1 protein-coding gene is annotated in these 480 nt (G+C 40.3%); it reads left to right on the plus strand.

Features of this window, described 5'->3' with window-relative positions; genetic code table 11:
- Nucleotides 1-250: 250 nt before the first annotated feature.
- Nucleotides 251-480: cation:dicarboxylate symporter family transporter (locus FDX22_RS19990; RefSeq protein ID WP_146717672.1), on the plus strand; the 230-nt coding region annotated here is incomplete at its 3' end.

The following is a 480-nucleotide window of genomic DNA, read 5'->3' on the forward strand; positions in this document are numbered from 1 at the left end:
CACAAGTGATTTGCAAAAACGGTACGAATAGGCCGTTACATTCGCCTTTTAAACATGCAACTATTGAATCACAGGAAACAACTTGCTGGCAAAATGAAAAAATAACAACTTAGGTGAGTTACGTCACAAAATAAAAGGAGGCGAAACGGAAACTCATCACATTGTGAATTTAATCNGGAGGCAGGCCTGAAACGCATCAAGTTGTGAATGTAGTCTCATTAAAAATTATATAATTTAAAAGGTACCCATTATGTGGTCACGACTCGAACCCTACAGATCGTCGATTATTTTATTATTTGCTCTGGTTATTGGCGGCTTATTAGGTATTTATGCCCCATCGTTTGCAGGTAAACTCCAGCCGATAGGTCAGATATTCCTGAACCTGTTATTTATGATTATTGTGCCACTGGTGGGGATCAGCGTCATGTCTTCCATCGCCAGTATGACCGACCTGAAAAGGTTGGGACGTATTATGGCGAT

The organism is Citrobacter sp. TBCS-14, assembly GCF_005280805.1.
GTDB classification, from domain to species: Bacteria; Pseudomonadota; Gammaproteobacteria; order Enterobacterales; family Enterobacteriaceae; genus Citrobacter; species Citrobacter gillenii.